The organism is Aeromonas sp. R2-3 (assembly GCF_040908375.1).
GTDB lineage: Bacteria > Pseudomonadota > Gammaproteobacteria > Enterobacterales > Aeromonadaceae > Aeromonas > Aeromonas veronii.
Window position 1 is genome coordinate 46,037 of the sequence record NZ_JBFODP010000030.1, and the last position, 24,584, is coordinate 70,620.

Consider the following 24,584-nt stretch of genomic DNA (forward strand, 5'->3'; position numbering starts at 1 on the left):
GTAAACCAACACGTAGTAGAAAATGTGAGCCATATGACGACTGATTGCTGGGCGAATTATGTTTATTCACTGGTCGACCCGCAACCGACAAATTATAATGCGCCCCATTAGAAAAACTCATCGTCGGCTGGTGTCATGTCTCGTCGTTTACCCCCGCTCAATGCCCTCAAGGCCTTTGAAGCAGCGGCTCGTCACTTAAGCTTTACCCGCGCAGCAGAAGAGTTGTTTGTGACTCAGGCTGCCATCAGTCACCAGATCAAGGCGCTGGAGGAGTATCTTGGCATCAAGTTGTTCCGCCGCAAAAATCGCTCCTTGTTGCTGACCGAAGAGGGGCAGGGTTATTTCCTGGATATCAAGGACATCTTTGCCTCTATCTCAGAGGCGACCGACAAGCTGCTGGCCCGCAGTGCCAAGGGGGCGTTGACTGTCAGTTTGCAGCCGAGTTTCGCCATCCAGTGGCTGGTGCCGCGGTTGGTCAAGTTCAGCGAGCGCCACCCCGATATCGACGTGCGGATCAAGGCGGTTGATCTCGACGAAGGGTCGCTCACCGACGATGTGGATGTGGCCATCTACTACGGCCGCGGCAACTGGCCGGGTCTGCGCTCGGACAAGCTGCATACCGAATACCTGATCCCGGTCTGTTCCCCCTTGCTGCTGACCGGGCCCAAACCGCTGCGTACGCCGCAAGATTTGACTCTTCATACCCTGCTGCACGATACCTCCCGCCGCGACTGGAAGGCCTGGTTCCGCCAGCTCGATATCGATGCACCCAACGTCAATCAGGGGCCCATCTTCAGCCACTCCACCATGGTGATCCAGGCGGCGATCCACGGCCAGGGGGTGGCGCTTGGCCATAGCGTGCTGGCACAACCCGAGATTGAGGCCGGCCGCCTTATCTGCCCGTTCGAGCAGGTGCTGGTGAGCAAGAATGCTTTCTATCTGGTGTGCCAGGAGCAACAGTCGGATCAGGGCAAGATCGTGGCCTTCCGCGACTGGATGCTGGAGCTGGTGGAGCAGGAAGAGGCGCGTCGCAGGGCAAGGCTCGCCGATGCCTGATGTGATCCGCGAGGGGGCAATTGATGCCCCCGTTCGCATTTTGCTGGCCCACGGGGCAGGCGCGGGGATGGATCATGTCTTTCTTGCCGAGTTGTCACGCCTGCTGGCTGGCCCCGACATCGAAGTGGTGCGCTTCAACTTTCCCTACATGACCAAGCGAGCACAGGATGGCAAGCGCCGCCCGCCGGACAGGGCGCCTGTACTGCTCGCCCATTGGCGCGACATGATCCGCGAGTTTGCCCATCCACGGCTGTTTCTGGCGGGCAAGTCGATGGGCGGGCGGATGGCGGCGGAACTGTATAGCGACGGCGAGGGTGAGATGAATGCTGCAGGATTGCTCATTCTCGGGTATCCTTTCCACCCTCCGGCCAAGCCCGACAGCTGGCGAGGCGAGGTACTCAAGCATATTGCAGTGCCAACCCTGCTGTTGCAGGGGGAGCGCGATACCTTCGGTAGTCGCGCTGAACTGGCCGATTTCCCCTTCTCACCCGCCGTATCGGTCCATTGGTTGACCGATGGTGATCATGGTTTCAAACCGCGTAAAGCCAGTGGCGTGAGTGAGCAGGATAATATGCAGCATGCAGCGGCGGCCATCAGCCATTTTGTGGCCCGGCATGGATAGCACGAGAGGGTTGGTTTTATTGCCAGCCGTGATGAGAGAGGGATTGTGAGGATGCAGATCCATCGACATTGGCTGATACTGGCCGGTCTCTTCGGGTTGACGGCCACCATGCTGGGGGCTTATGGCGCCCATGGATTGGCGGCGACCGGCATTACACCCGAGCGTCTGGCGGCATTCAATACCGCCGTGCAATATCAGTTTTTTCACGCATTGGCCCTGCTGGTTCTGGGCTGGTGTGGTGTGCGCAGCAGGGTGATCCAGCTGGCTGGCACCGCTTTTGTGCTGGGGATCATCGGATTCTCCGGCAGTATTTACGCCATGGTGCTGCTTGGCAGCAAGGGGCTGGGGTTGATTACTCCGGCCGGTGGCCTCTGTTTTATGTTGGGATGGGCGGCCCTGATCTGGGCTGGCTGTCGTCTTGGAGGAAAAAATGAATAATCTGCTGCTTTATTGCCGCCCCGGTTTTGAGAAAGAGGCGGCTGCAGAGATCACCGAGCGTGCCGGTAACATGCAGTGCTACGGTTTCGCCCGGGTCAAGGACGACAGCGGTTATGTGATCTTCGAACTGTATGACGAGGAGCAGGCGGACCTGCTGGCTCGCAAGCTGCCATTCCGGGAGCTCATCTTCATCCGCCAGATGCTGGTGGTCACCCATGAGCTGAAGGAGCTGGATGTCGCGGACAGGATCTCCCCCATCCTTGAGGCGGTGAGTGACTACACCATTTGCGGTGATCTGCGTGTCGAAACCGCGGATACCAACGAAGCGAAAGAGCTGTCGGCCTTCTGCCGCAAGTTCACCGTGCCGCTGCGTCAGGCGCTGCGCAGCAACGAGATCCTGACCAAGAAGGAGACGCCAAACCGTCCGGTGTTCCACGCCTTCTTCATGGCCAATGATCATGTCTTGCTGGGCTACTCCTATTCGTTCAACAACTCCGGATTCCACATGGGGATCCCGCGCCTGCGCTTCCCGGCCGATGCGCCGAGCCGCTCCAGCCTCAAGCTGGAGGAGGCGTTTTACGTGTTCGTGCCGCGGGAAGAGTGGGATGTGCGTCTCTGCTCAGGCATGAAGGCGGTGGATCTGGGCGCCTGCCCGGGTGGCTGGACCTATCAGCTGGTGCGTCGTGGCATGATGGTGACAGCGGTCGACAACGGCATGATGGCCCAATCCCTGATGGATACCGGTCAGGTCAAGCATATCCGGGATGACGGTTTCGTCTGGCGTCCGAGCAAGAAGAACACCTACTGGCTGGTGTGCGACATGGTCGATAAACCGGCGCGGGTCGTTCACATGATTGCGGACTGGTTCCGTGAGGGCGACTGCCAGGAGGCGATGTTCAACCTCAAGCTGCCGATGAAGAAGCGTTATGCCGAATCGGTACACAATATCGAAGTGCTGCGCGAGATGCTCAAGGAGATCGACAACGCGTTCGTGATCCAGGCCAAGCAGCTCTATCACGATCGAGAAGAGATCACCGTGCATGTTTACAACAAGTACTGGGTCTCCAAACTCGAGCCCAAGGCGTGATGTAGCCGTTCAGCCCGTACGATAAATACCAAGGCCGACAGGGAAACCTGTCGGCCTTTTGCTATTCGGCTGCCGGAAAATATCAGAAACGGTAATCGAGGCGCAGGGAAGATTCGTCGTCGGTCACCTTGATCTCTATCTGCAGCGGGATGGTTTTGTCGACCGGATTGAATTGCATCTTTATCCCGTCTCCTCTCAGCCTGAGGGCGGTGTTCATTCCGCCAGCCTTAAACTTGACCTTGGGTCTGAAGCGTTCGACCGACAGACTGACGCTCTTTTCCGGGGTCAGATTAAGCTGCGGGTAGGAGGTGATCTTTTGATTACCAAAGTTGTCGGTGGAGACTTCAATACCAAACGACAGGGGTTTGGGTGCCTTGAGCAGGTCGTTGGTATTCAGGCTCGAGCGCCATACCTCGGTGGCAGTCCGTTTTTCCTGCTGTGGCAGTTTGGCGGTTTGGGTCTGTTGATCCTGCTCGAAAGCACTGGCAGTGCCACACACCAGCAGCAGACCCGACACCAGATAGCACCCGTATCCCTTCATGAAAAACACTCCCTGTTCTTCTTCTCTATTGAACATAGTTGCTGTTTGGGGAGTGGCAAAGGATTCGGAAACATAAAAAAGGGAGCCGAAGCTCCCTTTTAAAATCAATGAATTAACTCACAGGCGATCGATGATGGCCTGGGTGAATTCGCTGGTGGAAGCCGTGCCACCCAGATCGCGGGTGACCCGATCACCGGATTCGATGGTAGCTCGCACCGCCTCGCGGATCCGCTCTGCTTTATCCTGCATGCCGAGGTACTCCAGCATCTGAATGGAGGCGAGGATCACCGAGGTCGGGTTGGCAATGTTCTTGCCTGCGATGTCGGGGGCAGAGCCGTGGACCGCTTCGAAGATGGCCGCGCCATCGCCGATGTTGGCGCCAGGTGCCATGCCAAGGCCGCCGACCAGACCGGCGCACAGGTCCGAGAGGATATCGCCGAACAGGTTGGTGGTGACCATGACATCGAAACGCTCCGGGTACATCACCAGATTCATGCAGGCGGCATCGACGATCATCTCTTCGCTCTGTATATCCGGATAGTGGCTGGCGATTTCACGTGCCACTTCGAGGAACAGGCCGGAGGTCGATTTGAGGATGTTCGCCTTGTGGATGATGGTGACCTTCTTGCGCCCTTCCTGACGAGCCAGCTCGAAGGCGAACTTGACGATGCGCTCGGCCCCTTCACGGGTGATGATGCTCATCGCCTCTGCACTCTTGTTGTCATCGCTGCGCTTCTGACCTGCACCCGAGTACATCCCTTCGGTGTTTTCACGCACCGTGATGATGTCGATGTTGTCGTAACGGCTTCTGGTGCCCTTGAAGGAGATGACCGGGCGCACGTTGGCGTAGAGGTTGAACTTCTTGCGCAGGGAGACGTTGATGGAGGTAAAACCGCCGCCGACCGGTGTGGTCAATGGCCCTTTCAGGCTCACCTTGTTCTTCTCAATCAGATCCAGGGTAGCCTGGGGCAGCAGCTCGCCATGCTTCTCGAGGGCAACCAGACCCGCATCAGCGTATTCGTACTCAAAGTCACAGCCCGCATGGGTCAGGATCTGGATGGCTGATTCAATGATGCTGGGGCCGATGCCGTCGCCGGGGATCACGGTAATTTTTCTTTTGGACATGTGAGGGTTCCACTTCCAGGGTATAGGGGAGGATGGGGCTGCTTTATAGCATTTACTCAGCAAACCAACCACATTCCTTTACATTCTACTCACTTTTATCAACAGCGAGGGTGAGTCTCGTCATGGTTCACGCCCTTGCCTGCATTTTTGTTCGGCACTTTAGTCTGGCTGGGGCGGGTAGCGGATGTCCCGCAGGTTGAATCCCAGCGGAATATCCCGCTGCAAGTGCACCAGCCGCTGGGCCAGCAGGGCCTCATCCTTATGTTGGCGCAGCTTGAGCAGTGGCTTGGCGGCGTCCTCTTGCTGACAGGCTTCGAGCATGGCTGCCAGATTGCCATATTGCTGCAACAGTTGGGTGGCGGTCTTGGGGCCGATCCCCGGAACCCCCTTGATATTGGAACCGCTGATACCGGTCAGGGCCCAGAAGTCGACCAGCTGAGCAGGGGCTACCCCATATTGCTGCTGGACGAAGGCCGCATCCAGCCAGCGCTTGTTGAAGTAGTCGCGCACCCGGATCTGCGGGCAGATCAGTTGGCAGAACCCCTTGTCGGTGGAGATGATGGTCGCCTGATGGCCATGGCTGGCGATGCCGCTGGCGAGGGTGGCGATGAGATCATCCGCTTCATCGGTCTCGGAGAGCAGGGCATCGACCCCGCACTCCCAAAAGGCATCCTGCAGGGTCGCCAGCCCTTCACGCAGTTCGGGGGGCATGGGAGTTCGCCCCTCCTTGTAGGCCGGATAGACCTCCTTGCGCCAGCTATGCACCTCGCCATCAAACACGGCAATGACATGGGTCGGCTCGCTATTGGCCAGCAGCTTGCGGCAGGTATTGATAAGGTTGGCGCGGGATGCAACCAGCGCCTGGGCAGGGGTCAGTGCCTGCTGGGCCTGTACCGCGTGCAGACGGCGAATGAGGTTGAGGGCATCGATGATGAGCAGGTGTGGCCGGATAGTTGACATGGGGCACTCTTGGCTGTCGGGACGCCCCATTGTAACAAACCGCTCGCCTTATGGGGGATTGATGGCGGTCGGGAAGGCATAGCACCAATAAAGAGGGGCGCCGATGCGCCCCTCTTTCGATGATCTATCTGTACCCTAGCGGACGATTTCGTAGCAGGGCACATACTGGCTGCCCGGCAGCTTCATCCGCTGCTGCTTGACGAAACTCTCCAGCAGCTTGTCCATCAGGTGCATCAGCTCCTTGTCGCCGTGCAGCTTGAAGGGGCCTTTCTTCTCGATGGCGCGAATGCCCCCTTCCTTGACGTTGCCAGCGACGATGCCGGAGAAGGCTCGACGCAGGTTGGCGGCCAGCAACTGGGGCGGCTGGTTGCGGTGAAGATCCAGACTGGCCATGCTGGCGTGATCCGGTTCGAAGGGGAGCTGGAACTCCGGCTCAATCTTGAGGGACCAGTTGAAGGAGTAGGCATCGCCGACCGATTTGCGGTATTCGCGGATTTTCGGCATCGCCTCTTTCATCACCCGGGCCACTTCCGGCGCATCGCCGACAATGATCCGGTAGAGCTTGGTCGCAGGTTCACCGAGGGTTGCCTTGATGAAGTCGTCGATGGCACGGAAGTAGTCGGCACTCTCTTTCGGGCCGGTCAGGATGATGGGCATCGGCTGCCGCTCGTTGGCCGGATGCATCATGATGCCGAGCAGATAGAGCAGCTCTTCGGCGGTGCCCACCCCGCCCGGGAAGATGATGATGCCGTGGCCCAGACGCACGAAGGCTTCAAGTCGCTTCTCGATATCCGGCAGGATCACCAGCTCGTTGACGATGGGGTTGGGCGGTTCTGCCGCAATGATGGAAGGCTCCGTGAGGCCGATGTAGCGCCCGTTGCGCACCCGCTGTTTGGCATGGCCGACGGCGGCCCCCTTCATCGGGCCCTCCATGGCGCCCGGACCGCAACCGGTACAGATGTTCAGCTCACGCAAGCCCAGTTCGCTGCCCACGGCGCGGGTGTACTGGTATTCGATCTCGTTGATGGAGTGGCCACCCCAGCAGACGATCAGGTTGGGGTCGGCGCCGGGCAGGATCACCTTGGCGTTGCGCAGAATGGCGAACACCACGTTGGAGATATGAGTGGAGTTGGTCAGATTGACCTGGCGGTTGGACTCGAGCTGATTGGAGACATAGAGAATGTCGCGCAGCACCGAGAAGAGGTGCTCCTGAATGCCGCGAATGATCTCGCCATCGACAAAGGCGTGCTCGGGGGCATTGAACAGTTCCAGCTTGACCCCGCGCTCGCGCCGGATCACATGAATATCGAATGATTTGAAGCGCTCCAGGATCTCCTTGGAGCTGTCGGTATGGCTACCGGAATTGAGCACTGCCAGCGAGCAGTTGCGAAACAGTTGATAGATATCGCTGGAGGCGGTCTGCTTGAGGCGATCCACCTCAAGCTGTGACAGCAAATCCATGCTGCCGACGGGATTGATGTGCGTAATCATAGGTTCCCCTTTACTCACTTGTTATCGTTGTGCTTTTCCCTGGGGAGAAAAGGGGACGCTATGTTGCATCCCCTGAGATCGATAGTAGTGGTAATAGAGGGGGGAGGGAAATAGGGCGACGACTGTTCGCTGTTTTTTTAGCCGCTTGTCAGGCCAGAGTCACTTGATCCCGACCGGTGTGCTTGGAGTGGTAGAGCGCCTTGTCCGCCCGCTCGAACACATCTGATGGGTTGTCCCCATCCTTGAACAGGGTTGCACCGATGGAGATGGTGATCTCCACCTTGGCATCGCGAAAACGGAACGGGATGCTCTTGATGGTCTGGCGCAGGGTCTCCAGCGGCTTCTGGAACTTGTCCGGGTTGATGTTGGGCAGCAACACCACGAACTCTTCCCCACCAAAACGGGCGATGAAGTCGGTGTCACGCAGCGCGCTCTGCAGCGCCTTGGCGACTACTTTCAGTGCCTTGTCACCCGCCATATGGCCGTAGTTGTCATTGATGTTCTTGAAGTGATCGATGTCGATGATCGCCATGCAGAGCGGAGTGCGGTAACGAAGCCAACGTTTGTACTCCTGCTCCAGCCGTTCATCGAGGGCGGCCCGGTTGTGCACCTGGGTCAGGCTGTCGAGGAACAGCTTGTGTTTTTGAATGGTCAGCCGCTTCTTGTACTCGGCGGTCTCCTCCTTCATCAAGCGCAGCTTGGACTCCATGGTGGAGAGGCGGGTGAGCAGGTGACGTTCCCGTGCTGCGGTACTTTCCCGTTCTTGCAGCAGCAGGTTGATGGCGCCCATATGGCCGGAGATGGCGCGCTTGAGCGCATCGATGGAGTTATGGCTGGCCAGAGAGTGATCGATCGCCTGCAACTCGTTGACCAGTGCTTCGCGGGTCTCTCGGGTTTCGTTTTGCAGTGCACGCCCTTCATCGAGGGATTCGGTAAAGCCGACATGTACTGCGGACAGACTCTCGTTGAGGGAGCTGAGGAAGGCGCGGGAGGCTTTGCGCTCCTCACGGGTGCCTTCGATGATGAGCTCGATCACCTGCAGGCAGGTTTCCGCCAGCAGGGCAGGGTTGATCCCGATCAGCAGTTGGCGGCGAATGTCGCTCAGGCTCTCGCCGATGGCGCCGGCAAAGTCGAGTTCGGTGATAAGCCGCTGCAACTCATCGGCGATGCGAGCGTGATCTTTTAGATCAAACGGGTCTACATCGGGCTGGCCATCGTTGCTGGCAGTATCGCTTGCTTGTTGAGTTGCACCTGAAGGTGCCAACAGGGGTTGGCTTGGCAGCAGCTGGATCTTGATCGCCTGCTGGTAGAACTCCAGCAGCTTGATCACCTTCTTCTGGTGATCGGCAATGCCGTAACCGGCAGGACTTGCCAGAAATTCCTTGAGGGACTTGCGGGTCTCTTCCGGGAAGCCCTTGATGGTTTTCAGCTGTTTGGAACCAAGATCGATGGCAGTTTGGGTCAGGGTGATCGACTCTTCCAGCGCATTGCTGTGCTGCTGCAGCAGTTTTTCAATGGCCAGCAGATCCTCGTCTAGCGCGGTAAATGCGGGATTGTTATCCAGTTTCTGCTTGAGCTTGGCGAAGCGATTGTCCAGCTCGCGGTCGAAGCCACGGCAGGAGAGCATCAACTTGTTGATAAACTGGATACCACGGGCACGCTCGGCATCGGAAAACGACAGTACGCCGTCGAGTTCCAGCTGTTTCTGCTGAAGGGATTCCCTGAGTCTTGCCAATTGTCCTGCTACGGCAGCGATGTCATTCATTATCAGGTCGCCCTGTTGTCATTATTGTTTTTGGTGTTGGATAGCAACAGTGGTCGAACTTGGTTTCGATCCTCGCCTGTTATCTACATTATTTCCTGGTGGTTATCGGCTGCCGGCTTCCTTGCAAGGCTGGGCCAATTAACCCATTGCTTTTCATGAGAAGAATTGACTTTTACCAGTCCCTTGTCAATTGCCATCAGGCCGCATTGCCACACATCTCCATTAAAAAATGCCGCTTGTTGGCAATCGATCGCCGCGAGCTCCAACCAGGCGTTTTGCTGGCATTTTTCACTGAGCTGAATGGCTCCCGACAGGGCGAGATAGCAGAGGTCAAACAGGCCATTGTGATCGAGCGCGGTCGCCGCTTTCGGCAGGAAGGGGTGACTGACAATCCCGAGGCTGATCCGGCGATCCAGCGGATAGTTGCAAGGGAAGGCGGCGATGGCGGTCAGCAGGTCTCCCGCCAGTTGATGCAGGTTGGTGACGTGGCGCTGTGGCACCACATAGAGCATGTGTCCTTCACGCAAGTCATAGATACGGCCATCTTGTGGAGTCAGGGTGTCCATATAGGCACCAAAGGCCTGCTCGATTTCTCTGCTGGCCTGATAGCCGTGGCGCTCCAGCGTGTTGACCAGGAAAGGCACCCGGAACAGCAGATAGTGCAGCTTGTCATCGAACTCGCTGGAGGGCTGTTCACTGAGGTACCAGCGATCCGATTTGAGCTGGCGCTTTGCCATCTCCCGGGGCCAGCGGTTCATCAGCCGCTGCCAGTTGGCCAGCCCCGAGCGTGGCTCGATCAGCAGGGCCTCATTGGTCCGTTTCAGTTGCAGGCGGGCAGTACGCAGCTTGAGCCAGAGGGTGAAGAAGAGGTAGATAAAGAGCGCCAGCAGCAGGCTGGTGGTGATGCTCGACCAGAGATAGCGCTCCTGCTGATGCTGGCTGTTGTTAAGCCGCTGCTCCAGCTCCTTGATATGTTGTACCCGCTCGACCTGGACATAGTTGTCGCGGATCGCCGCCTGCTCCATGGCTTGCTCCTGCTGGCGCACCTCTTCGCCAAGACGGTGGAAGCGCTTGTAGCTGTCGAGAGCCTGACGCAGATACCCCTTCTGCTCATAGGCCAGCGACAACAGGCGGAATACCTCGTACTGGCGGCGGGTATCGCCGAGCTGATTGGCCAGTGCGCGGGCGTTCTCCAACTGCAGGATGGCGATGGCGGCCTCCTGCTTCTTCAGATAGAGCTCGCCGAGCAGCAGCAGAGTATCGATCAGCGGCTCTTTGGCATCGCTCAGCTCATGGGACTGACGGGCCGCATTGAGGTAGTTGCTGGCCAGCGAGAGGTTGCCGCTTTGCAGGTAGGTCTTGCCGATTTCGTATTTGAGCAGGGAGGCTTGTGGTCGGTTGCTCCCTTCATCGAGCAGATCCAGCGCATTGAAGAAGTAGACCAGCGCCATATTGAGGTCGCCCTGCTCGCGGTTGAGTCGCGCCAGCACCATCAGGGAGTCGCACAGCAGGGAGGGGTTGCCGATGGAGTGGAAGTAGTTGGCCGCCTCATTGGCATACTGCAGCGCTTTCTGTGGCTCCTGCTCCTGCTGGTAGAGTTTGACTATCTGGTTCGACAGCAGGCCGAGAAAGAGCGGGTCATTGAGGCTTTTGGCCTGTTGCTGGGCATCGATATATTCCCCCAGCGCCAGTTGCGGCTGCTGCAGCGCGCGATAAAGATCGCCGCTGATGGCGCTGACCCAGGCACTGGCGAGAGGATTGGGGGTCTTGGCGGCCCAGATCCGCGCATCTGCCAAGTGGGCCTTGGCATCATCGAAGTGCTGGTTCTCGATGTCGTAGCTGGTGCGTTGCAGGCGGCCATAAATCTGCAACTGGCTCTGCTTGAGCGTGGGGACGGCCAGCTGCTCGTCCAGTTGATCCATCAGGGCGCGGCTGGTGCTCTGGTTATCCGGTTTGAGGGCCTGACTGCGGATCTTGAGATAGAGGCCGTGGGCCTTGAGTTCCGGTTGCCGCTCTTTGTCTGCCAGCGCCATCGCCTTGTCGAGCGCTTGCTGGGTGGCCTGATATTGGCCCAGTTGCAGCAGACACTCCCCTTTGAGCAGATGGGCGCCTATGGTCTGGGCCGCCGTGCTGTAGCTCAGGATGGGCTCGCGATAACCGAACTCCTGGCGATTGCTGATGATTTGCTGGGGATTGTTGGCTGCGCGCGTCAGGAAGGCTGTGGTGATCTGGACGCATCTGGCAGGATCGGTCAGTACCATCGATTGCGCTTGTTGCAGATCGATAGAGAGTTGCTCCTTGTCCAGATCCAGATTCGGAGCTGACAGGGAGGACATCATCATGGCCAGAAAAAACAGTTGATTCATTGGATTAAGGACGGCGCAGAGGTGTTGGCATGTTATCCAAGCCCCCCCCTGCGAGTCCAGCGTTTACTGTGGTTTGCTGGTGGCCGGCAAGTGGGTTTCGTCTGGATTTTATTATCCAGCCCCCTTATCCCAGCTGCATAAAGCATCGATTGAAACCTTTTTGCCATTCATGGAGGGCAGTGCGACTGCCCTCTCCGTCGCAACTCGACTTTATTGGCGGATCAGACGCAGGTTGGCGGGCACCGCTTCGAAATCGGAGCGGAACGGGTTGATGTCGAGGCCGCCGCGGCGGGTATAGCGGGCATAGACGGTCAACTGCTCAGGCTGGCAATAGTGCTTGAGGTCGATAAAGATCCGCTCGATGCACTGCTCGTGGAACTCGTTGTGCTGGCGGAACGAGATGAGATAGCGCAGCAGCTTCTCCCGATCGAGTTTCGGCCCTTTGTAGCGGATCACTACAGAGCCCCAGTCCGGCTGGCTGGTCACCAGACAGTTGGATTTGAGCAGGTGGCTGTGCAGGGTTTCCTCGACCAGCTCGCTACCGGCTGCCCCTTGCAGCAGGGACGCATCAAACTCGTAATTGTCTACCTCGATATCCTGCTCATCGATGCACTCGCCGGGCAGCTGGGCAATCTGGTGCGGCGCCTTGTCGAGGGGGAACAGGGTCACCTTGACGATCTCACCCGCACAGGCGCTCAGATCCTTGGTCAGCATGGCGGCGACTGCCTCGATAGAGTCGCAACGGGTCTGGTTGAAGGAGTTGAGGTAGAGCTTGAAGGATTTGGATTCGATCAGGTTCGCACTGGTGGCCGGAATGGCCACTTCACCCACCGCCACCATCGGCTTGCCCTTGGCATTGAGCCAGGAGAGCTCATAGAGGGTCCAGACATCGCAACCGCTAAAGGGCAGGTCATCGCCCAGCTTGAGATCATCCCGGTTCAGGCTACGTGGAACCGGCTGCAGCAGGGAGGGGGAGTACTGGCTGATGTAATCGGATTGCTGGCCCAGGCTCAGGCCGGTCAGGGCGCTGGCCCCGGCGTATCTATCTTGTTTGCTCACAGGGTTGCTCACGTAATGTGCTCATGATGAGTTGAATGAAACGGGCCATTGCAGGGCCGGATGGTTGCAGCCGTTTGGCTTGGGCGTCGGCCTCTCTGTATCCCGTGTTCTGTTTCCCGGGTCGCAAGGTCGGCTGGCAACCTTGTCTGTTACCGGGTTTGGTGGTGCAATAGCGGACTTTGCCAGCAATTGTGGGGATTTTCGATGTCGGATCAAGTTTTGTCTGCCCTGGAGCACTTTTTTGCCCGCTGGCAACGGGATGGCGAGGCCAGACGAGGCCTGCCCCTGTGCGAGTGGGAGGCGGACTGGCGTTCCCCCTGCCAGCTTGGTGAGCCCGCCGATGGTCGGGTGGCCTGGCGCCCTCACCAGCGCTCCGAGCCCGGCGATTTCACCGCCATGAACGAGGCGCTGGAGCTGGAGCTTCATCCCGCAGCGACCACCCTGTTTGGCCACTGGTTCAGCCGCCCTATCCCCTGCCTTTTCAAGGGGCTGCGCCTTGAACTGATCTTGCCGTGGAACGACGGGGATCTCGACCTGCTCAGGGAGAACCTCATCGGCCACCTGCTGATGCTGCGCAAGCTAAAACGAACCCCCTCCATCTTTATTGCCACCACCCGCAACGAGATGACGCTCATCTCGCTGGATAACGAGAGTGGTCAGGTGTGGCTTGAGTGGCTCGATTCCGGCCGCCGTCTGACGCTGGCTCCCTCCCTACCGGCGTTTCTGGAGCGGCTGGAGACGTTGCCGCAATAGCACCTGTTTGAGCCAAGGTTACTCATCGGAACGAAAAGAGCCTTGCCATGCGGCAAGGCTCTTTTTTATGGCATCGCGTACAGGGAACGCGCTTAATCCTTGAAATCCCAGGAGAGGTTGGAGACCAGACGGCAGCTGTCGCACTTGAAGTCGAAGATCTCGTGCAGCGGCTCTGCCAGCGCCCACTCACCGCCACAGCTGGGGCAGGGGCGCGCCTTCTCCTCGGCCGCGCTCAGCCCGCCCACCCGATAGAGGTAGTAGTAGGTGGGGATGCCGCTCAGCACTTCCAGCCGCTTGGCCAGGTCGGTGCCGCGCCGGTAGAGGCGGCTGCCCACTTCGCCGATTTCGTGCAGCGCCGCATGTTCGGCGATGGAGCCGTTCATCTGCAACTGATCGCACGCCTCCCAATCCTCCTGCCACTTGATGATCTGCTTCTGATCGCCGTTGGCGACTGCGGGCAGTTGGTAGAGCGGAATGGGGGCGAAGTGGTCGCCACAGCGCAGCGGCGAGCAGGTATGCAAAAAGCTGGTATAGAGCAGCATCCAGCTGGGGCGCTCGCCCTGCTGGCCGCAAGGATCTGTGCTGTCGGAGAGCAGATCAGCCCCCTGCAGCTGGAGTTTTGGCGCCAGCAGCCCGGCCTGATTGAGCTGCTGTTCGGCCAGTTTGACCTGCTCGCTCTGGTTGTCGGGGTGCAGGCTATCCTGCTCCGGGCAGACTACCCGACTGACGAAATAGCCGTCATGCATGCTGGTGGGGAACTCCCGCCCGAGGATCTGACCCTGATAACGCAACATGTCGAGGTAGTTGACGATGGCCCGCTCGGCTTCGCCAAGGGAGGTATCGCGGTAACACTCAAAGCAGAGTTCGACGATATACATGGCTCAGCCTTGCCCCTGCTGGAGGAGCAGGTCGGTCAGGCGATCCACCTTCTGTTCGATGCGCGCGAGCTGTTCGGCGAGTTGCTGCAGGGTGAGCTCCGGTGCTGGCTGAGGCACAGCCTCTGGCAGGATCTCGCTCTCGGCGGTCGCAACTGGCTGCTGCTTCCACTGGCTCAGCACTTTCAGCAGCTCGGCCATCGGCACAGGCTGGGTGAGGCGGGCCTTGATCATGGCGGTGGTGGGCGTCAGGCCCTTGGCGGCCAGCTCGTTGGCAATTCGGATGATCTCGTGGGCGGACATAAGCATGCTCTGGGTGAGAAGGGGGGATCGATATCGGGGCGGGATCTTAACCAAAGCCAGCAGGGGAGGAAAGGGGCGGGCGGCTTAGCGGGGCTGGCGCAGCATCACATCGAGCTGGTCGATCGCCTCGCACCAGTCGGAGTCGTTCCACAGGGCATCGCGCAGAAAGCTGGCCTGGGCGGCGTTCCAGAAACCGGCCTCCGGCAACAGGGTTTCATTGTCGAGGTGATGGTCGTGCACAAAGCGGTGCAGGCTCAGCTCGTCGTTGGCCATCCCTAGCTGGGCAAACAGGGCTGGCAGATCGTGGACAAGGGGTTCCATCTCGTCTCTCCCTTTGTTTAATCCCTGAGATTATAGACAGGCACAGCCATCGGGCGCAGAGACGAGATTGGGGGTCAGGCTGAGGGGATTCGATGGGGTGGCAAATCAACGCCCACGACGTGCAGCCCCTGCATCTTGAGGGTGCCCTGATAGTGGCTCTCGCCATCGCTGGAGAATTCAAACTGATAGTGGGTCAGCAGCCGCAGGGGATTGCGGGCCAGCTCCCGCCGGTTGCGGGCCAGCGACAGCAGTTGCAGGTCATGGTGCTGGCAATAGCGGCGCATGTATTGCCAGGCCACTTCTGCCTGTTGGCGTTGCAGCCAGAACAGGCCGGCTACGGCAATCAGCAACAAAATTCCGAGCATCTCTCCCATAGGCGGGCTTCCTTATCGTGATGTCGATAACCGGGAGTCCTGCTCGGCACTCCCGATCTCCTTTTCTATTTCCCGCCGTGTTGCCTCGTGGCGTGAGGGGGAGGCGAGGGATCAGGCCGAGGCAAACAGACGGCCGATGGCCTTGCCCAGCGCATCGCTGCGGTCGGGGTCACGCAGTCTGGCCAGCATATCATTGCGCAGGGCCGGTAAAGTGACCAACTCGGCAAAAACCTGATTGAAGAACTGGGTCGGTTGCAGTGCCAGCTGTTCCAGATAGTGGCTGAGCAGATTGGCATCTTTCAGATCGGGCCAGAGCCGGCCCGCAATGGCGAGCAGCAGCGCCGGGCTTGGCTGGGTTTGCAGCAGGGTCAGCAGCTTGTTGGTGCGCAAAGTGCTGCCGGGGCAGGAGGCCATGGCACGGCAGAGATAGGCCAGGGTCTCCGGGTTGGGGGCGGCGCACTCCTGCTCCTTGCCGATCCGCTCGAGCAGGGCGCCTTGTACTGCCGGCGGCAGCGGGGCGTTTTCAAGGCTCTGGCAGAGGGCGTAGAGCGGCTCTTGCGGCAGTTTGGGCAGCGCCTTGCAGATCAGCGCCAGATTGCGTTCATCATGCAGTCGCTCGGCCAGATCGGCAAAGCCCTGTAGTCCCAGCGTCTGCCAACCGGTGTCGTTGGGGGCGGCCAGATAGTGGCAGAGGGCATCGAAATAGGCGGAAGGGGCCTGCTCCAGCTGGCGCGCCAGCTTGGCGTGCAGACTGGCCATTTTTGCCTCCGCCGGGCGGAAGGTGTAGGGATTGTCGGCCAAGCGCTGGGCTTTTTCCTCGTCCAGATCGCCGGTGAGCTTGTAGCCCAGGGTCTCCACCACCTGATCCATGAACAGCTTGGGGCCATTTGACATCAGCAGGCCGCGCTCATCGAGGGCGAACTTGAGGAACCAGAGGTAGTGGCGAGACTCGCTCGGCTGGAAGAAGTGCACACCCAGCCAAGCGTGCTGTTGCAGCGGCCAGGGATAGGGCTCCTGCTGCTGTTCGATGCGCACAAAGGTATCGCTTGCCAGTGGCCGCACCTGGCGGCCCATGTCAAACAGCTGGAACTGGGTGCCAGCCTGAGTCAGAAATTCGGTCAAGGTATTGATGGCAGTAGGCGTCGCAGACATGGTGAGATCCGGCTAATGGTGATGCGGGCCGATTATAAGGCCCTTGCCGAGGATAGCCAGTGGCAGCAGACGCGTGTTGCGGCAGATATCAACATGGCAGCCATGCGGGGGGAAGTGTATAGTATCGCCCTTTTTTAACGGCGGCAGGCCGCGCTGGCTGCCGTGTATGTCGACGAGCCGGCTGAATCGCCGGTGCTGCGCGACCGAATGTATCGGCATCCTGGCTGGCCCTGTCGGGTCAGCGGATCAATCTGTGGTTATGAGGAAGAGAGCGAGATGAATCAATATTTGCTGGTAGCTGGCCTGTTGGGGGAACTCACCGCCGAGTTGCAGCGCCTTGAGCGCTGGCAAGCTGACCATCCCGGTGACGAAGCCCTGGCAAGCACCCTGCCTTTTTGTGTCGATACCCTGAGCTTTGATCAGTGGCTGCAGTTCGTGCTGATCCCGCGCATGGAGCAGTTGGTGATGTTGCAGGCTCCGCTGCCGACCAGCGTCTCCCTCTATCCCATGGCCAGCGAAGTCTACAAAGAAGATCTGGCCGAGGTAGAAGCGCTGCTGCGGCTGATCGCGCGCTTCGACTTGCTGCTCTCCGGCAAAGTGATCGAACAATGATGCCTGCGCAAACTCGAGAAGAGAGTGACCTGAAGCTGACCCTGCTCTATCAGGATGAGTGGCTGGTGGCGGTCAACAAGCCGTCCGGTCTGCTGGTGCATCGCAGTTGGCTCGACAAGGGCGAGACCCGTTTTGCCATGCAGATGACCCGGGATCTCATCGGCGGTCGCCATGTCTATCCGGTGCATCGCCTCGACCGACCCACCTCCGGTGTGCTGCTGTTTGCGCTCGATCCGGTGATTGCCCGCGCACTCACCGAAGCCTTCACCCAGCGTCAGGTGCACAAGGAGTATCTGGCATTGGTGCGTGGCTGGGCACCCGAACAGGGGGTGATCGACTATCCCCTCAAGGAGCAGCTGGACAAGATTGCCGATGCCATGAGCAACCCGGATCGTCCGGCGCAGGATGCCGTCACCACCTTCCGTCGCCTGCACCAGGTCGAGCTGCCCCACGCGGTCTCCAAGAAGCACCCCACCAGTCGCTACAGTCTGGTCAGATTGTTCCCGAAGACCGGCCGCAAGCATCAGCTGCGCCGCCATATGGATCACCTGTTCCACCCCATTGTCGGGGATACCACCCACGGGGATGGCCGCCACAACCGTTTCTTTCGCGAGCACTTTGGCTGCGAACGGCTGCTGCTGGTGGCCCGCACCCTGAGCTTTACCCATCCAGTACTCAAGGTACCGATGCGGATCCAGGCGCCACTCGGTCAGGATGTGTTGCGCCTGTTTGCCGAGCTGGGTTGGCCCGCCAGCGAGAGCGACTACTAAGCGCCTGATCCTCAGTCCTGAACCGGTGGCATCTGACGCCAGCTTGCTGATAGAGTTGCTCAAAAGAGTGACTCAAGCAGGGAGAGGAGAATGGCGCAGATCGATATCGTGGTAGGAACTGTCTACGGCGCAGCCATGCTGGTGGCCGAGACCTTGGCAGATGAACTGGAACGCAAGGGGCATCACTGTTCTCTGCACGAAGAAGCACGGCTGGCGGACATCGACCCCGGCCGTTTTTTATTGCTGGTCAGTGCCACCACCGGGCAGGGGGACATTCCTCCCAATCTGCAGCCCTTTGCCAGCGAGCTGGCTGACAAGGCGCCCTGGCTCAATGGATTGCGTTATGCCCTGATTGCCATGGGCGACAGCAGCTATGACCATTTTTGTGGCGCGGGCCGTCGGCTGGACGGGTTGCTGCAAGAGCTGGGGGCCACGCGAGTGATGCCCCCGCTGGAGCTGGATGCCACCGTGCACGATGAACCCGAACAGGTGGCACTCAGCTGGCTGAAAAAGTGGGATATTCAGCCCTGAATATTCTTTGAAATAGAGCCATATCAATCCCCTGATCCTTAACCGGCAGGGGATTGTTATTTGCACAAATGTCATCTCACTCAGCAAGCATATTTCCCACGCTTATTGTCGATAGTGGCGGAGGGATATTTTCCCCTTTTGGCATTCCATCGGCGTAATGGTTTCAAGTGCACCGCAGACCCGTCATCCAAATAAAAGTTCAATCTTGAAAGCGATCTCAGTCATGTTTTTGTCATTCGATCGTAAAATAACGACTTTAGTTCAGTCGCGAATTAATTGCTGGTAACGCTTTCAGGTTTGGTGTGATTGCTTATTTAGCGTTTTTATTGGTTAACTGTTGCCTTGTTGGTCGTTTTTTTGCTGATGGGTGTTGTGACGATCGTTTGCCGAGCGATTTGTCGCCATTTTGTGAGTCGCTTCATATTTGTCGTGAAATACGCTCCCTATAATCAACCTCGGTTATCACCAACAGGATTACATGGTGATAAGAAGTTGAATATTCAGGATCACACTCCTCACTGCGGGAAATAAGGAATATGACAATGAAAATGAAGTGGCTCCCGATTGCAGCAGCTGTTACTGCCGCCCTGGCTTCCCAAGCCGCCTTTGCCGTAGATTTCCACGGTTATATGCGTTCCGGTGTCGGTGTTTCCGATAACGGTGACATGCAGACTGATGTCAGCAAACAGAAAGTCGGTCGTTTGGGTAACGAGAACGATACCTACGGTGAAGTTCAGCTGGGCCAAGAGGTTTACAACAAGAACAACCAGACTTTCTATGTAGATTCAATGGTTGCCATGACTGCAAACCAGAAAACTGGCTGGGAGTCTACCAACGGTGATTCTGCACAATTTGTTGTTGCCCAGTTTAATGCCCAAGCCAAGGGCATGTTTGGTGGCAATGAAACCCTGTGGGCGGGTAAACGCTACTACCAGCGTCATGACATTCATATCTCAGACTTTTACTACTGGAACGTATCTGGCCCAGGTGCTGGTGTAGAAAACATCGAGATGGGACCTGGTAAAGCTTCTTTTGCTTGGGTTCGTAGTGATGAAGGTGGTGTAAACACCAATATTCTCGATGCCCGTTATGCCGGCATACCTCTCTGGACTGATGCTTCACTGGAACTGGGTGTGGACTATGCCCTTGCTAATGACACTGGTGAGCAAAAAACTGCCATTAATACTTCGACTGGCGCTCAGGCAGGTGGAAGTTCTGACGGCGCAATGTTAACGGCTGAGTTGACTCAATCAATGCTTGGTGGGTTCAACAAGACAGTTGCTCAGTACTTCACCGATAGTTACAGCACCAATGCTGTGTACTATGGCGCTGGTGGTTGGACTAGTCAAAATGGTGATGGTGGTAATGGTTTCCGCTTGATCAACTGGGGTGTGCTGCCGGTTGGTGACAAGGTTGAATTTGGTCATCAGATTGTTTACGGCCAGTCAGATAATGTTGTCATTGAAAAGAATGGTGTGAAGTATAAAGATTCAGATGCAGACACCTTCTCCATTGTTGTTCGTCCGATGTACAAGTGGAACGATGTGATGAAAACCATCGCAGAAGTTGGCTACTACAAAGACAACGAAACGCTGAATGGTGTGAAAACCAGTACTGATGGTGCCAAATATACTCTGGCTCAGGCTTGGTCTGCTGGTTCCAGCTTCTGGGCTCGTCCGGAAATCCGTGTGTTTGCCTCCTATGTGCAGCAGGATGATACTTTCCGTCCGAGCACCACTGGTGGTTTGAAAGAAGACAATGCTTGGAACTTCGGTGTACAAGCCGAAGCTTGGTGGTAATCTCTCCATCACCTGATTTCAAGTCGCCCCCGCTTGTCGGGGGCTCTTTTTTTCAAGATGGCGTGTAGGGTATGCAGATGAAATATAGCAAGGTAGCGTTGACGATTTTGTGTTCCACTCTGATGACGGCATGTGCGTCGCTTGAGGCAACGGTGGCTCCGACTCAGGAGTACAAGAGCATCCTCGATAGCCGTGCCAGCGCACTTCAGCAGCTCGGCTCAGCCACCGTATGTTGCACTAGTATCAACGAGTTGCAGTATCAGCCGTTGGCTGCTGAGCAGAAAAGAGTGGTTGCTATTGATGGCAGCTCTCCGGCATTCAACTTCCCGGAAGGCAAGAGCTATTACGCCGCCTTCAAATTGCCGACCAATTCCGGTGATCTCAAGATCACAGTTGCTGGGCTGATTGACAAGACATTGTTTAACCCCACTGTGTTGCTGCTGGATTCCCAGTTCAAGCCGACCCGCACCATTGGTGCCGACATCATTACCTACAAACCTGCGCGTATGTTGGATGGCGATCGAGTTGAAGGCGTTTTTACCATCGACCGCTCCTATGTCGGCAACCCGAACAATGAAACCTATATGGTGATTTACACCACTCAGGCTACCTTGAGCCAGACCACCCAAGCCATGAGTCCTTCCAAGATGATGGCCAAGTCCTTGAGCGTGCAGGATTATGGTGCCAAGGATCCGTTGATCCCGCACTCTGCATGGGGTGTGGTCAAGATTGATGTGGAAGATATGAGTGCCAGTGCGCTGGGGGATAACTTCTACAAGCCGGTTTACCAGGAAGCGATCGATGCCAATACACCGATCGTGGATGCGACCCCTAACAAGCTGGTTGTGCCAGTTGCTACCGCAGCAACTGCAGTGGCAACCGCAGCCAAACCTGCTCCTGCCATGTTGAGTGAAACAGAAGCCTTCTACCAGAGCCAGATCGAAAAAGCGGTCAAGGCGGGGGATATCGACAAGGCGATGAAGCTGGTGAACGAGGCCGAACGGGCCGGTTCAACCAAGGCAAAAAGCGTGTTTATTGATGCGGTCAAGCGCTCGCAAAAATAGAGTAATACGACCATTTACTGGTCAGATATATTTATTGAGGCCTCCCTTGTTGGAGGCCTTTTTAATCGGTAGACTGTAATAAATAAAAATCACGCCGTTACATTGAGTTACAATGAGTTGCCGTTTGATGTAAATGGCATTATTAAAATACAAAGTGAAACTGCTATTTATATGTCTTTGTAATAGAGTGATAATGCAGATTATTAACTTATATCAGATGCGTTTTTTAGCCGCTAAACAAGTTGTGATCTTCCCTCCAAATTCAATATTCCCCCGCCTTCGAAAGCAGCAATTTATGACCCGCTGGGTTATATTCTGATGGTCAAAATAAACAAGCCCGACTCGAAGATATCTGAATGAATCAGTGCTTATTTCATCCAGATAGATCGTTCAGGGACGACAATCCATTCAGGAGCGCACACAATGTTCAAAAATGCTTTCTCTAATCTGCAAAAGGTTGGTAAGGCGCTGATGCTGCCAGTATCAGTCTTGCCAGTCGCAGGTATTCTGCTGGGGGTGGGGGCTGCCCACTTCAGCTGGATGCCGGAAATTGTCTCCCAATTGATGGAGCAAGCCGGTGGTTCCGTATTTGGCCAGATGGCCCTGCTGTTCGCAGTGGGTGTTGCTCTGGGCTTTACCAATAACGACGGTGTATCCGGTCTGTCAGCCATCGTTGGCTACGGCATCATGGTCGCAACCCTGAAGGTCATGGCACCTGTGATGGGTGTTGAAACCATCGAAACCGGCGTGCTGGGTGGTATCCTGGCCGGTGGTATCGCTGCCTGGGCGTTCAACCGTTTCTACAAGATCCAGCTGCCAGAGTACCTGGGCTTCTTCGCGGGCAAACGTGCCGTACCCATCATCACCGGTTTCCTCTCCATCGGTCTGGGTGTGATCCTGTCCGTGATTTGGCCGCCAGTGGGTGGCGCCATCGGTGCCTTCTCTGACTGGGCTGCCAACCAGAACCCGGTACTGGCCTTCGGTATCTACGGCGTGGTTGAGCGCTCCCTGATCCCGTTCGGTCTGCACCACATCTGGAACGTACCGTTCTTCTATCAGGCTGGTACCTGCGTCAACGGTGCCGGTGAAACTGTTCACGGTATCATGACCTGCTTCCTGACTGCTGATGACGCGTCCCGCGCTGCCGGTAACGGCTTCGGTCAGCTGGCTGGTGGCTACCTGTTCAAAATGTTCGGTCTGCCTGCTGCTGCGTTCGCCATTGCTCACGCTGCCAAGCCGGAAAACCGTGCCAAGATCGTTGGTATCATGGCCTCTGCAGCCCTGACCTCTTTCCTGACCGGTATCACCGAGCCGATTGAATTCTCCTTCCTGTTCATCGCTCCGGTTCTGTACGCCATCCACGCTGTACTGGCTGGTCTGGCTTATGTGCTGACCAACTCTCTGGGTATCGTACACGGTCACACTTTCTCCAACGGCTTCATCGACTTCGTGGTGCAATCACCGCGTGCCGACAACATGCTGCTGCTGGTAGGTCTGGGTCTGGTTTACGCGGCCATCTACTACGTGGTATTCAGCTTCGTTATCCGTGCCATGAACCTGAAAACCCCGGGTCGTGAAGACGAGACTGCTGAAGAGGCCATTGGCCAAGGCAAAGACGAGATGTCTGCTGCTCTGGTTGCCGCCTTCGGTGGTAAAGAGAACATCGCTTCTCTGGATGCCTGCATCACCCGTCTGCGTGTTGGTGTGAAAGATGTTGCCAAGGTTGACCAGGCTGGTCTGAAGAAACTGGGTGCTGCCGGTGTGGTAGTGGCTGGTTCCGGCGTTCAAGCCATCTTCGGTACCAAGTCCGACAACCTGAAAACCGACATGGACATCTGGATGAAGAGCAACTAATTCTGTTGCCTGAATATCAGCGTGTTTGAAGAGGGAGGCGAAAGCCTCCCTCTTGCTATTTGTGGTTGCTTGTAGCGTGTCTCGGGGCTTGGCAGGGGTTGTGTTTTCCAAGGGGCGATATGTAACGGGTTGCCCAATGGTGGCCCAACAGCACAAGGTGGTGTGCTCCGCTCACCTTATCGCACGGCATTGCCAGATAACCCCATAGTCCCATAAAGCCAGCCAATAAAAAGAGCGCCACCTGGGCGCTCTTTTGTCGAGTCGGGGGGATTAGAGTTTCTCCAGATCCCGCTCGATTTCGCTGATCTTGTTCTGTACCACTTTTTCCAGATGGCGCAGGTCGCGCAGGATCTTCTGCTTGATGTCCGGGTCGGCCTGCTGATGAACGCCCTGGGTCAGGTTGTCCAGCTCATCCACCACATACTTGAGGTTGGCGTTGATCTCGGTGACATCCTTGTACTCATGGGTACCGGAGTCGACCAGCATGGTCTTGCGCTGGCGGGGATACTTGAATTTGACACTCTTGGCGAAGAACTCGCCCTTCTGCTTCTTGAAGTAGATCTTGAGGATGTCGTGGTTGGCCTCCTGGCGCAGGGTATAGCTGTCGACGGAGGCGGGATCCTGGATCCCCAGGCTCTTCAGATTCTCGTACATCAGGCTTCCTCGGTTTGAAACGATCCTGTCCCATCCATCTTAACCGATGCCTCATGGCTTGCCTGTGACAGGGGCGCCAAAATCAAAAGGGCGCCATCAGGCGCCCTTTGCATCACCGCAATGCTGATTACTCGTCGATGGAGCGCAGCAGGGCGTTGATGCCGACTTTGGCGCGAGTCTTGGCATCGACCTTCTTGACGATCACCGCCGCGTAGAGGCTGTACTTGCCGCACTTGGAGGGCAGGGAGCCGGAGACGACCACGGAGCCAGCCGGTACGCGGCCGTAGTGGATTTCGCCGGTTTCGCGGTCATAGATGCGGGTGGACTGGCCGATGAAGACGCCCATGGAGATGACGGAACCTTCCTCGACGATGACCCCTTCAACCACTTCGGAGCGGGCACCGATAAAGCAGTTGTCTTCGATGATGGTCGGGTTGGCCTGCAGTGGTTCCAGTACGCCACCGATGCCGACGCCGCCGGAGAGGTGGACGTTTTTACCGATCTGGGCGCAAGAGCCGACAGTGGCCCAGGTATCGACCATGGTACCTTCGTCAACGAAGGCGCCGATGTTGACATAGGAGGGCATCAGCACGGTATTGGGGGCGATAAAGGAGCCTTTGCGGGCGGTCGCCGGCGGCACCACGCGCACACCCGCTTCCTTGAACTGCTCGGCGGTGTAGTTGGAAAACTTGAGGGGAACCTTGTCGTAGTACTGGGCATCGTCGCCCTTGATGATGGCGTTGTCGTTGATGCGGAAGTAGAGCAGTACCGCTTTCTTCAACCACTGATGGACAACCCACTCACCGGCGATCTTCTCGGCAACCCGTGCCTTGCCAGAGTCCAGCAGGTCGATGGCTTGCAGGATGGCGGACTTGGTGGCGCTATCCACGGAGCCCGGAGTAATGGTGTCGCGGCGCTCGAAGGCCGCTTCAATGATCTGTTGCAACTCGGTCATGACAGGTTTCCTTTAAAAAATTCTGTTTGTTGTATCACACTTTTCCGACTGTTTTTA

At 57.2% G+C, this 24,584-nt stretch carries 25 protein-coding genes; 11 read left to right on the top strand and 14 right to left on the bottom strand.

Annotated features, from left to right (window positions below; translation table 11 throughout):
• Window positions 1-135: 135 nt before the first annotated feature.
• Genes AB5Z02_RS15420 through rlmM form a run of 4 tightly spaced genes read left to right on the top strand, consistent with a single transcriptional unit; the run spans window position 136 to window position 3,203 of the window.
• On the top strand, window positions 136-1,056 hold the full coding sequence (locus tag AB5Z02_RS15420) for a transcriptional regulator GcvA (RefSeq protein ID WP_005338622.1): 921 nt from the start codon (window positions 136-138) through the stop codon (window positions 1,054-1,056).
• Window positions 1,049-1,678 (top strand): alpha/beta family hydrolase, encoded by a 630-nt coding sequence (locus AB5Z02_RS15425; RefSeq protein WP_231720693.1) that lies wholly within the window; start codon window positions 1,049-1,051, stop codon window positions 1,676-1,678. Before AB5Z02_RS15420 ends, AB5Z02_RS15425 begins: the two co-directional genes overlap by 8 nt.
• A gap of 51 nt (window positions 1,679-1,729) precedes the next feature.
• On the top strand, window positions 1,730-2,116 hold the full coding sequence (locus AB5Z02_RS15430) for a DUF423 domain-containing protein (RefSeq protein WP_139741857.1): 387 nt from the start codon (window positions 1,730-1,732) through the stop codon (window positions 2,114-2,116).
• Complete coding sequence (gene rlmM, locus AB5Z02_RS15435; RefSeq protein WP_139405780.1) at window positions 2,109-3,203, top strand: 23S rRNA (cytidine(2498)-2'-O)-methyltransferase RlmM; 1,095 nt, start codon at window positions 2,109-2,111, stop codon at window positions 3,201-3,203. The genes AB5Z02_RS15430 and rlmM overlap by 8 nt, the downstream gene beginning before the upstream one ends.
• 82 nt (window positions 3,204-3,285) lie before the next feature.
• On the opposite strand, the gene AB5Z02_RS15440 is transcribed toward rlmM, so the two are convergent.
• From AB5Z02_RS15440 to queF, 7 genes are all read right to left on the bottom strand, one after another.
• Window positions 3,286-3,744, bottom strand: a complete 459-nt coding sequence (locus AB5Z02_RS15440; RefSeq protein ID WP_005358627.1) for a hypothetical protein — start codon at window positions 3,742-3,744, stop codon at window positions 3,286-3,288.
• Between the two features lie 117 nt (window positions 3,745-3,861).
• On the bottom strand, window positions 3,862-4,869 hold the full coding sequence (locus tag AB5Z02_RS15445) for an isocitrate dehydrogenase (RefSeq protein ID WP_005349723.1): 1,008 nt from the start codon (window positions 4,867-4,869) through the stop codon (window positions 3,862-3,864).
• A 159-nt stretch (window positions 4,870-5,028) separates the two neighbouring features.
• Complete coding sequence (xni, locus tag AB5Z02_RS15450; RefSeq protein ID WP_368216384.1) at window positions 5,029-5,829, bottom strand: flap endonuclease Xni; 801 nt, start codon at window positions 5,827-5,829, stop codon at window positions 5,029-5,031.
• 135 nt (window positions 5,830-5,964) lie between these two features.
• Entirely contained in the window at window positions 5,965-7,320 is a 1,356-nt protein-coding gene (ppnN, locus tag AB5Z02_RS15455; protein ID WP_005338611.1) for a nucleotide 5'-monophosphate nucleosidase PpnN, read from the bottom strand.
• Between the two features lie 148 nt (window positions 7,321-7,468).
• A complete protein-coding gene (locus AB5Z02_RS15460; RefSeq protein ID WP_368174815.1) occupies window positions 7,469-9,085 on the bottom strand; it encodes a diguanylate cyclase in 1,617 nt (538 codons plus the stop codon).
• 83 nt (window positions 9,086-9,168) lie between these two features.
• Window positions 9,169-11,451, bottom strand: coding sequence for a hypothetical protein (locus AB5Z02_RS15465; RefSeq protein WP_019445908.1), 2,283 nt, complete (start codon window positions 11,449-11,451; stop codon window positions 9,169-9,171).
• Window positions 11,452-11,661: 210 nt separating this feature from the next.
• Window positions 11,662-12,510, bottom strand: coding sequence for an NADPH-dependent 7-cyano-7-deazaguanine reductase QueF (gene queF, locus AB5Z02_RS15470; RefSeq protein ID WP_368173696.1), 849 nt, complete (start codon window positions 12,508-12,510; stop codon window positions 11,662-11,664).
• Window positions 12,511-12,714: 204 nt separating this feature from the next.
• Between queF and syd the strand changes: the two genes are divergently transcribed.
• On the top strand, window positions 12,715-13,263 hold the full coding sequence (syd, locus tag AB5Z02_RS15475) for a SecY-interacting protein (protein ID WP_368216385.1): 549 nt from the start codon (window positions 12,715-12,717) through the stop codon (window positions 13,261-13,263).
• A gap of 92 nt (window positions 13,264-13,355) precedes the next feature.
• On the opposite strand, the gene AB5Z02_RS15480 is transcribed toward syd, so the two are convergent.
• The 5 genes from AB5Z02_RS15480 to AB5Z02_RS15500 form a co-directional block, all read right to left on the bottom strand.
• The gene (locus tag AB5Z02_RS15480; RefSeq protein WP_236767483.1) at window positions 13,356-14,141 is read right to left on the bottom strand and encodes a Zn-ribbon-containing protein; all 786 of its coding nucleotides are present in this window, start codon (window positions 14,139-14,141) and stop codon (window positions 13,356-13,358) included.
• A gap of 3 nt (window positions 14,142-14,144) precedes the next feature.
• Window positions 14,145-14,441 carry a DNA-binding protein gene (locus tag AB5Z02_RS15485; RefSeq protein ID WP_005343755.1) on the bottom strand — a complete coding sequence of 99 codons (297 nt, stop codon included), beginning with the start codon at window positions 14,439-14,441 and terminating at the stop codon, window positions 14,145-14,147.
• 84 nt (window positions 14,442-14,525) lie between these two features.
• Complete coding sequence (locus AB5Z02_RS15490) at window positions 14,526-14,762, bottom strand: DUF2789 family protein (protein ID WP_005338602.1); 237 nt, start codon at window positions 14,760-14,762, stop codon at window positions 14,526-14,528.
• Between the two features lie 74 nt (window positions 14,763-14,836).
• The gene (locus tag AB5Z02_RS15495) at window positions 14,837-15,136 is read right to left on the bottom strand and encodes a DUF3301 domain-containing protein (protein WP_019445210.1); all 300 of its coding nucleotides are present in this window, start codon (window positions 15,134-15,136) and stop codon (window positions 14,837-14,839) included.
• A gap of 111 nt (window positions 15,137-15,247) precedes the next feature.
• Window positions 15,248-16,288, bottom strand: a complete 1,041-nt coding sequence (locus AB5Z02_RS15500; RefSeq protein ID WP_244775415.1) for a DUF3549 family protein — start codon at window positions 16,286-16,288, stop codon at window positions 15,248-15,250.
• A gap of 276 nt (window positions 16,289-16,564) precedes the next feature.
• On the opposite strand from AB5Z02_RS15500, the gene AB5Z02_RS15505 reads away from it, so the two are divergent.
• The 6 genes from AB5Z02_RS15505 (at window position 16,565) to ptsG (ending at window position 22,918) form a co-directional block, all read left to right on the top strand.
• Complete coding sequence (locus AB5Z02_RS15505) at window positions 16,565-16,900, top strand: YqcC family protein (protein WP_100654339.1); 336 nt, start codon at window positions 16,565-16,567, stop codon at window positions 16,898-16,900.
• Window positions 16,897-17,670: a tRNA pseudouridine(65) synthase TruC gene (truC, locus tag AB5Z02_RS15510; protein ID WP_019445213.1), complete on the top strand. Its 774-nt coding sequence runs from the start codon at window positions 16,897-16,899 to the stop codon at window positions 17,668-17,670. The genes AB5Z02_RS15505 and truC overlap by 4 nt, the downstream gene beginning before the upstream one ends.
• A 90-nt stretch (window positions 17,671-17,760) precedes the next feature.
• Window positions 17,761-18,201: a flavodoxin gene (locus AB5Z02_RS15515; RefSeq protein WP_325793919.1), complete on the top strand. Its 441-nt coding sequence runs from the start codon at window positions 17,761-17,763 to the stop codon at window positions 18,199-18,201.
• A gap of 542 nt (window positions 18,202-18,743) precedes the next feature.
• The gene (locus tag AB5Z02_RS15520) at window positions 18,744-20,000 is read left to right on the top strand and encodes a maltoporin (RefSeq protein ID WP_159163059.1); all 1,257 of its coding nucleotides are present in this window, start codon (window positions 18,744-18,746) and stop codon (window positions 19,998-20,000) included.
• 77 nt (window positions 20,001-20,077) lie between these two features.
• Entirely contained in the window at window positions 20,078-21,064 is a 987-nt protein-coding gene (locus tag AB5Z02_RS15525; RefSeq protein WP_265345587.1) for a MalM family protein, read from the top strand.
• A 423-nt stretch (window positions 21,065-21,487) separates the two neighbouring features.
• Window positions 21,488-22,918 carry a PTS glucose transporter subunit IIBC gene (gene ptsG, locus AB5Z02_RS15530; protein ID WP_368216388.1) on the top strand — a complete coding sequence of 477 codons (1,431 nt, stop codon included), beginning with the start codon at window positions 21,488-21,490 and terminating at the stop codon, window positions 22,916-22,918.
• A gap of 270 nt (window positions 22,919-23,188) precedes the next feature.
• On the opposite strand, the gene AB5Z02_RS15535 is transcribed toward ptsG, so the two are convergent.
• On the bottom strand, window positions 23,189-23,572 hold the full coding sequence (locus tag AB5Z02_RS15535) for a DUF3461 family protein (RefSeq protein WP_005338583.1): 384 nt from the start codon (window positions 23,570-23,572) through the stop codon (window positions 23,189-23,191).
• A gap of 127 nt (window positions 23,573-23,699) precedes the next feature.
• Window positions 23,700-24,527, bottom strand: a complete 828-nt coding sequence (gene dapD / locus AB5Z02_RS15540; protein WP_234677240.1) for a 2,3,4,5-tetrahydropyridine-2,6-dicarboxylate N-succinyltransferase — start codon at window positions 24,525-24,527, stop codon at window positions 23,700-23,702.
• Between the last annotated feature and the right edge of the window lie 57 nt (window positions 24,528-24,584).

Bases quoted from the DNA above. Each gene is read 5' to 3' on its own strand.
- AB5Z02_RS15420 (WP_005338622.1), top strand. From the start codon at position 136: ATGTCTCGTCGTTTACCCCCGCTCAATGCCCTCAAGGCCTTTGAAGCA.
- AB5Z02_RS15425 (WP_231720693.1), top strand. From the start codon at position 1,049: ATGCCTGATGTGATCCGCGAGGGGGCAATTGATGCCCCCGTTCGCATT.
- AB5Z02_RS15430 (WP_139741857.1), top strand. From the start codon at position 1,730: ATGCAGATCCATCGACATTGGCTGATACTGGCCGGTCTCTTCGGGTTG.
- rlmM (WP_139405780.1), top strand. From the start codon at position 2,109: ATGAATAATCTGCTGCTTTATTGCCGCCCCGGTTTTGAGAAAGAGGCG.
- AB5Z02_RS15440 (WP_005358627.1), bottom strand. From the start codon at position 3,744: ATGAAGGGATACGGGTGCTATCTGGTGTCGGGTCTGCTGCTGGTGTGT.
- AB5Z02_RS15445 (WP_005349723.1), bottom strand. From the start codon at position 4,869: ATGTCCAAAAGAAAAATTACCGTGATCCCCGGCGACGGCATCGGCCCC.
- xni (WP_368216384.1), bottom strand. From the start codon at position 5,829: ATGTCAACTATCCGGCCACACCTGCTCATCATCGATGCCCTCAACCTC.
- ppnN (WP_005338611.1), bottom strand. From the start codon at position 7,320: ATGATTACGCACATCAATCCCGTCGGCAGCATGGATTTGCTGTCACAG.
- AB5Z02_RS15460 (WP_368174815.1), bottom strand. From the start codon at position 9,085: ATGAATGACATCGCTGCCGTAGCAGGACAATTGGCAAGACTCAGGGAA.
- AB5Z02_RS15465 (WP_019445908.1), bottom strand. From the start codon at position 11,451: ATGAATCAACTGTTTTTTCTGGCCATGATGATGTCCTCCCTGTCAGCT.
- syd (WP_368216385.1), top strand. From the start codon at position 12,715: ATGTCGGATCAAGTTTTGTCTGCCCTGGAGCACTTTTTTGCCCGCTGG.
- AB5Z02_RS15480 (WP_236767483.1), bottom strand. From the start codon at position 14,141: ATGTATATCGTCGAACTCTGCTTTGAGTGTTACCGCGATACCTCCCTT.
- AB5Z02_RS15485 (WP_005343755.1), bottom strand. From the start codon at position 14,441: ATGTCCGCCCACGAGATCATCCGAATTGCCAACGAGCTGGCCGCCAAG.
- AB5Z02_RS15490 (WP_005338602.1), bottom strand. From the start codon at position 14,762: ATGGAACCCCTTGTCCACGATCTGCCAGCCCTGTTTGCCCAGCTAGGG.
- AB5Z02_RS15495 (WP_019445210.1), bottom strand. From the start codon at position 15,136: ATGGGAGAGATGCTCGGAATTTTGTTGCTGATTGCCGTAGCCGGCCTG.
- AB5Z02_RS15500 (WP_244775415.1), bottom strand. From the start codon at position 16,288: ATGTCTGCGACGCCTACTGCCATCAATACCTTGACCGAATTTCTGACT.
- AB5Z02_RS15505 (WP_100654339.1), top strand. From the start codon at position 16,565: ATGAATCAATATTTGCTGGTAGCTGGCCTGTTGGGGGAACTCACCGCC.
- truC (WP_019445213.1), top strand. From the start codon at position 16,897: ATGATGCCTGCGCAAACTCGAGAAGAGAGTGACCTGAAGCTGACCCTG.
- AB5Z02_RS15515 (WP_325793919.1), top strand. From the start codon at position 17,761: ATGGCGCAGATCGATATCGTGGTAGGAACTGTCTACGGCGCAGCCATG.
- AB5Z02_RS15520 (WP_159163059.1), top strand. From the start codon at position 18,744: ATGAAAATGAAGTGGCTCCCGATTGCAGCAGCTGTTACTGCCGCCCTG.
- AB5Z02_RS15525 (WP_265345587.1), top strand. From the start codon at position 20,078: ATGAAATATAGCAAGGTAGCGTTGACGATTTTGTGTTCCACTCTGATG.
- ptsG (WP_368216388.1), top strand. From the start codon at position 21,488: ATGTTCAAAAATGCTTTCTCTAATCTGCAAAAGGTTGGTAAGGCGCTG.
- AB5Z02_RS15535 (WP_005338583.1), bottom strand. From the start codon at position 23,572: ATGTACGAGAATCTGAAGAGCCTGGGGATCCAGGATCCCGCCTCCGTC.
- dapD (WP_234677240.1), bottom strand. From the start codon at position 24,527: ATGACCGAGTTGCAACAGATCATTGAAGCGGCCTTCGAGCGCCGCGAC.